Here is a 5,895-nt window from a genome sequence, read left to right as displayed (position 1 = left end):
GTTATGCGCGCAAAAGCTAAAAACGTCAAAAAATTATACACTTCCCAAAGCATTAAAGACCTGAAATAAATAACACTTGCAACCATTCTCCTATCGAGGAGAAAAAAACGCAGGTAAAGTTATGTTGAGGGGGCTGGGGGGCATCGGAAATCTTCCTGCGTAAAAGAACCTAATGGACCGTAATAGGGGGGAAATACCACTAAACAGCTTTCTCGCTAAGGCTAGAAGGTAGAAGCCTAGAGATACGTGATTCTGTGCATAAAAGCTTTGCAAGAGTAGAAACTCAATCGATACGTCACTCTCGAAAAGCAACTTGAAAAATAGATTATATGCTTTGCGATATCTTGCGCCTTATTCCATCTGTAGAGCGCACATCTCTATCCTATACACAATATGCTCCTTTTTTTGCTTTAAGGGAAAGGTGGAAGGACAAGAGAAAGCTTTTGATCCGTGTTCTAGAGACATGGGGCATATGTGTTATGGGCTGTTATCATTTGAAGCAGATGCGTAACGCATTTACAAGATCACTGATGTGCTCAAAGAGCGCGCGGTTTATCTGCAGGGGATAATTTTTGCATGCATCTTGTGAGTGCAAATACTCATGTTCTCTTTTCTTTTTACTCCATCTCCAGTTCTTTCACTATGTGGGGGAGGTTTGTTTGCACCGATGATCATTGCAAGGATGGTATGTGGGGTTGTTTGGTTTATTGATTTTGTGCGTGCGGTGTGATTTTCCCCATAACGGTCGCGTGGCAGAGAAGGATTCGTGTGCTATGAATGGGGGAGGTCGCTTTTAGCAAGCCTATGACTTAGCGCACATCAATAATGCATGCTTAATCCTAGGAAAACTTACAAACACAGAAAGAAGCCCATAGGGCAAGAAATTTGATCACCCTGGAGCACAAAAAAACATTACAATGGAATTAGTGGTAAAAAATTTTAAAAGCTTAAGGACGTGGCAATTGAGCATTTTTATGGAGAATAGGTATCTCTTTAACAGTCTTTTTAATGTTCGTAGGTCTTTTGTTTAAGGAGTAGGAGAGCAATGAAGCATAAAGAACGCTAAAATATTTAAAAACATAAAAAGCTGTACTAATCTGTACAGCTTTTATCTTAACGAAACGTTTTAGAGTTTGAAAATCTCTTTACGGCTTCTGTAACCATAATAACCACAAACACTGGAAATGATGGCGCCTATCAGACTCCCTAAAAAGCCCCACCATCCCATGTGTGATGCTTTTGTCGTGGCTTTATCAGCCATGTGAAGAGCATCTTTTGCCCGTGCATCAAGCTTTTGAGATAAGGTATCGGCTTGTTTTTCTAGTGCTTTGAGGGTTTGTTCTGTTTTTTCCTCTGCCCCTTGATAGAGTTGAACGGCGCGGGTGGCTGTTGTTTGTGCCTCTGTACGCGACATGCCATTGTTCATCAGGGCTTTGATGATATCGCTTTGATTAACTTTTGTCGTCAGCGTTTCTAAGCGATCAGAAAGGTTATTCCCTAGATTTTTCAGAGTGGTGCGATAATGTGAAGGATCATTTTTGAAAGCGGTTATCGCAGAGCCAATATCGTTGAGCGCAGCCTGATAGGTTTGTTTCAAGCGATCAAGATTAAGAGCTGGAATATCACTTTTTTTGAGAAGTGTATGCAACTCATTGCCCAGTTTATCAAAATTAATCCCATGGTCATTTTTTGTAAAAAACTTTTCAAAATTTTCGCTGTTTAATTTTGCAAGTAGAGAGGGAAGGTTGTCGACGGTTTGTTCGATCATAGACGCGCTTTTCCCAACAGCTTTAGCGCTTAAGTTTGCTGTATGTGAAATCACGTGGATGGCTTGGAATGTCATCAGCAGTGTGATGAGAGCCCAGGTTAAAAAACCATGAAGAGCGCCAGAGATTTCAGCAAAACGCCCAGCAACAAAGCCTCCACTTGCAAGACTGATCACCATAACAATGAGGGAGCCAATACCCATGGAGAGGAAAGAACCTCTAAAAGGGGAGGACGAGGTAAAGTCCATTTGGCTTAAGCCTAAAGCGGCTATGAGGAAAGACAGGCAGATTGAAACAGCAAGAGCTGTAACCAGTCCAGCAAAAATGGCGGACCATGAAATAGGTGTATGAAAAAATGAATATTTTGTCTCTAGAGATGTTTCTTCTAGAAAATTCGTATCGAAAGGTGTTTTTTCAGGAATGCGGGTTTCCATGTTTTATCTCCTTGAATATGCTGGAGATACAATGTCTTTTTGCCAATTATGTTCCAAAGTTTATAGCCCATTATGGATAATTAGGCTGCTAAAGGTGAAGTGGAGAGATCTAAATAAGATTTAAAAATATCAAGGTGGCGCATTTTAAAATTTTTGTTTAAAGCACATAATCGAGAATTTTGGTTGAGTGTAAAAAGAAGCATGAAAAAGATAAAATAGGGGCTTTTACGAGGGCATCAAACAAAATAATATGGGATGTTTTTTTGTTCCTATTCTGTCATCAAGTTTGAATTTTTCATCTTATAATAATGTTTTGATTGATAAATAGGCGATTAAGCTTTGTGAATGAGAATATGTTTTATAAGTTAAGAGCAGATCTTGTCGATGAGAGCAATATATGAGAGCGCTTTCTTAAGGGGGGTAGGGGTGTATTCTTTTGACAAATGCTTTTCTTTTTGATTGTATCAAAAAGTTTAAAGAGAGACCGTGTTAGGATATCAAATGTTTTGTTCAGCTTTTTTTAAAAACAGTGAAAAATATGGACCCCTTTGTGTTGGATTTGATCCGAGTCATAAAGTTTTGCAATCATGGAATTTGAGCTGCGATGATAAAGGTCTAAAAGATTTTTGTGATATCCTCTTAACAGCAGTTGTAGGGAAGGTGGGAATCATAAAGCCGCAAGCCGCATTTTTTGAGTTATATGGGGTGGAAGGTCTCCAAGTTTTGAAAGAACTCATTGAAAATGCACAAAAACAAGGTTTGTTGGTTCTCGTTGATACAAAAAGAGGGGATATTGGCTCTACGGCTGAAGCGTATGGACAAGCTTGGCTTGGAGCTAATAGTCCTTTCAAAGCTGATGCGATAACAGTTAATCCTTTTTTAGGGTTTGATGCGCTTCTTCCTTTAATAAAGATTGCAGAAGAAACAAAAACAGCGGTTTTTATGGTTGTTCAATCGTCTAATCCAGAGGGCAAACAAATTCGAAATGCTCGCATTGGGGATCAAACGGTTTCTGTTCATTTGGCGCAGCGTATTTATGACTATAATAGCCAATCTTCAAGTCAATATCGCCATATTGGTCCCATCGGGGCCGTGATTGGCGCAACATTAGGTTATGAGGCAAAAGAGACAATTGAACAGCTAGAAAATAGCTTGTTTCTTGTTCCAGGCATTGGGGCTCAAGGGGGAACTATAACACAATTAACTCAGCAGTTTCCTCAAAGGTTATGGCAGAATATTATTCCTTCAATTTCAAGGTCAATTACAGAGGTTGGTCGAAATCCTGTTGATTTAAAAAATGCCATTCATAATTTTGCTGAACAATCTAAAAACACGCTTCTCTCTTAAATTTGGGGTTCTTATTGGGGGAGGGCTCTTCCTGATAAAAAAGTTCTACTTTTTGATTGCGTATGGGGGCTCTCTTCTCTCAATGACGATGTTTTTATGGGATAGCAGAAGAATCATTCGCTTAGAGCTCGCGTGAAGGATAAAACAAAAGCTGTTTTATTGGTTAAGGACCCTCTCTAGAGAGGGTGCGTTTAAGAAACGAGGGTGAGATCCTTTCGTGAAATGGGAGGCTTGGGGATATGATTTTGATGTGTGTGTGTTCAAGAATTTGAGAAGCCGATAACTTCTCATGAAAAAGAAATTCTGCGACCTCCTGAAAAACTATTTTTATTGCAAAAATCCTGAAATTATTTAACACATTAAAAAATGTTTTTGGTCGTATACGCGGCGACCAAGTGGGCCTTGAAAACCCTAAACCTTAGCGTGAAAATAACCCCACTTTGTGGGTGTCTCGGAATTCCGGGAGATTTTGCACTGTCCAGGTGTGTCTTACGCACTAAAAGCAAAATGCTGACTCGGATTCAGTTTTTTAAAGCTCCCGGAATACGCATAAGAGGGCGCTCGCACTAGGTGGGGGGCAAATGCAAGTTCAGAACCTTAAACTTGATCTTTTTGTTGGCAAAAAAATTCGCTTTAGGCGAAAAATGTTGAGAATGACTCAAAAAACATTAGGAGACGCTTTAGGGGTAAGTTTCCAACAAATCCAGAAATATGAAAAAGGCTTAAACCGTGTAAGCGCTGGGCGATTAAAGGAAATTTTCGATATCCTACAAGTTCCGGTTTCCTTTTTTTATGCGGATATTATCACAAATGAAAACACCCCATACCATCATGATGAGATTTCCTCAAATAGAGAAGAATATTTACTTTTAAAAAGTTTTAGAGTCCTGACCTCTATCAAACAAAAAGCCATTTTAAAATTAATTTCTGATCAGAAGATATGATATATGGCGCTCCCTTTTCTCTATTTCCTTCTGATCTTAAAAAATGCGGATTTTTCACGCACACTGTTTTTTAAAAAAATCATTTGTAAATAATCCGCTGTCTTGTCTCCCGCCTTTCATTGGGTTGGTTTTATATGAAGATAAAGTCCTTCTCTTCATCAAGACTCATGAAAGTATCTAGAAATGCTTTATGGCAATAATGCGCTTGTTTCGCTTTGATCTTTTAACGGTTTTCAAGGATAAAGATTTTTAAAATTCTATTGAATCGTAGATAATAGAAAGCCTCTAACATGTTGTTAAAAGCTTTGAGGGCGATAAAGTCATTGCAGCGTTTGTTGCTATGAGATAATGGTTATCCGTAAACACATATTGTTGCTAGAGAATAACATGTCATTAAAACAAGAAAAAACCAAAGCCCGTTTACCCCGTGGTTTTGTGGATCGTACAAGTGCACAATTATATGCAACTGAAACCATGATTGCGCAAATTCGTGAAGTTTATGAACTTTACGGTTTTGAAGCGCTTGAAACACCCATTTTTGAATATACGGATGTATTGGGGAAATTCTTACCGGATTCAGATCGTCCCAATGCAGGGGTTTTTTCGCTCCAAGATGATGATGAACAATGGATGTCTTTACGCTATGATTTAACAGCTCCTCTGGCTCGTCATTTTGCTGAAAACTTTGAAACGTTAGCAAAACCCTATCGCAGTTATCGGTTGGGCTTTGTTTTTCGCAATGAAAAGCCTGGCCCAGGGCGGTTTCGGCAATTTATGCAATTTGATGCGGATATCGTTGGAACACAAACTGTTGCGGCAGATGCTGAAATTTGCATGATGGCAGCCGATAGTTTGGAAAAATTGGGCATTGCACGCCATGATTATGCCATTCGTTTGAATAACCGAAAAATTCTGGAAAGTGTTTTGCAGCTGATTGGTTTGGCGGGAAATGAGCAGGTTGAAAAGCGCTTAACGGTTTTGCGAGCCATGGATAAACTGGATAAATTTGGACCGGAAGGCGTGCGTTTGCTTTTAGGAAAAGGACGTTTGGATGAAAGTGGTGATTTTACAAAAGGGGCTGAGCTTCAAGATAAAGAAATTGAATGTATTCTTTCCTTACTCACGATAGAAGCAAAAACGGCAGAAGAAACGCTTGATGCTCTCAGAAAAATCGTTTCTCAGAGTACGCAAGGGCTTGAAGGAGTTCGCGAGCTTGAGGAAATGCAAACAATCTTTGCTGCTAATGGGTATCATAATCGCATTAAAATTGATCCTTCGGTGGTGCGTGGATTGGAATATTATACGGGACCTGTTTTTGAGGCAGCGTTGCTTTTTGATGTTCTCAATGATGATGGGCAAAAAGTTGTCTTTGGCTCTGTTGGGGGGGGGGGCGTTATGATGGGT

The 5,895-nt window shown here is 39.5% G+C and carries 4 protein-coding genes; 3 read left to right on the top strand and 1 reads right to left on the bottom strand.

Annotation, left to right across the window (positions count from 1 at the left end):
* Window positions 1-1,126 precede the first annotated feature (1,126 nt).
* Entirely contained in the window at window positions 1,127-2,200 is a 1,074-nt protein-coding gene (locus FS875_RS09210; RefSeq protein WP_144755972.1) for a YrzE family protein, read from the bottom strand.
* A 501-nt stretch (window positions 2,201-2,701) separates the two neighbouring features.
* Here FS875_RS09210 and pyrF point away from each other — a divergent pair.
* From pyrF to FS875_RS09195, 3 genes are all read left to right on the top strand, one after another.
* The gene (gene pyrF, locus FS875_RS09205; protein ID WP_144755975.1) at window positions 2,702-3,547 is read left to right on the top strand and encodes an orotidine-5'-phosphate decarboxylase; all 846 of its coding nucleotides are present in this window, start codon (window positions 2,702-2,704) and stop codon (window positions 3,545-3,547) included.
* Window positions 3,548-4,128: 581 nt separating this feature from the next.
* Entirely contained in the window at window positions 4,129-4,491 is a 363-nt protein-coding gene (locus FS875_RS09200; protein WP_144755969.1) for a helix-turn-helix domain-containing protein, read from the top strand.
* Between the two features lie 387 nt (window positions 4,492-4,878).
* On the top strand, window positions 4,879-5,895 hold a 1,017-nt coding region (locus FS875_RS09195), incomplete at its 3' end, for a histidine--tRNA ligase (RefSeq protein WP_144755966.1).

Source organism: Bartonella saheliensis, from assembly GCF_902162175.1.
This window is presented reverse-complemented; position numbering and strand designations above follow the sequence as displayed.

Bases quoted from the DNA above. Each gene is read 5' to 3' on its own strand.
- FS875_RS09210 (WP_144755972.1), bottom strand. From the start codon at position 2,200: ATGGAAACCCGCATTCCTGAAAAAACACCTTTCGATACGAATTTTCTA.
- pyrF (WP_144755975.1), top strand. From the start codon at position 2,702: ATGTTTTGTTCAGCTTTTTTTAAAAACAGTGAAAAATATGGACCCCTT.
- FS875_RS09200 (WP_144755969.1), top strand. From the start codon at position 4,129: ATGCAAGTTCAGAACCTTAAACTTGATCTTTTTGTTGGCAAAAAAATT.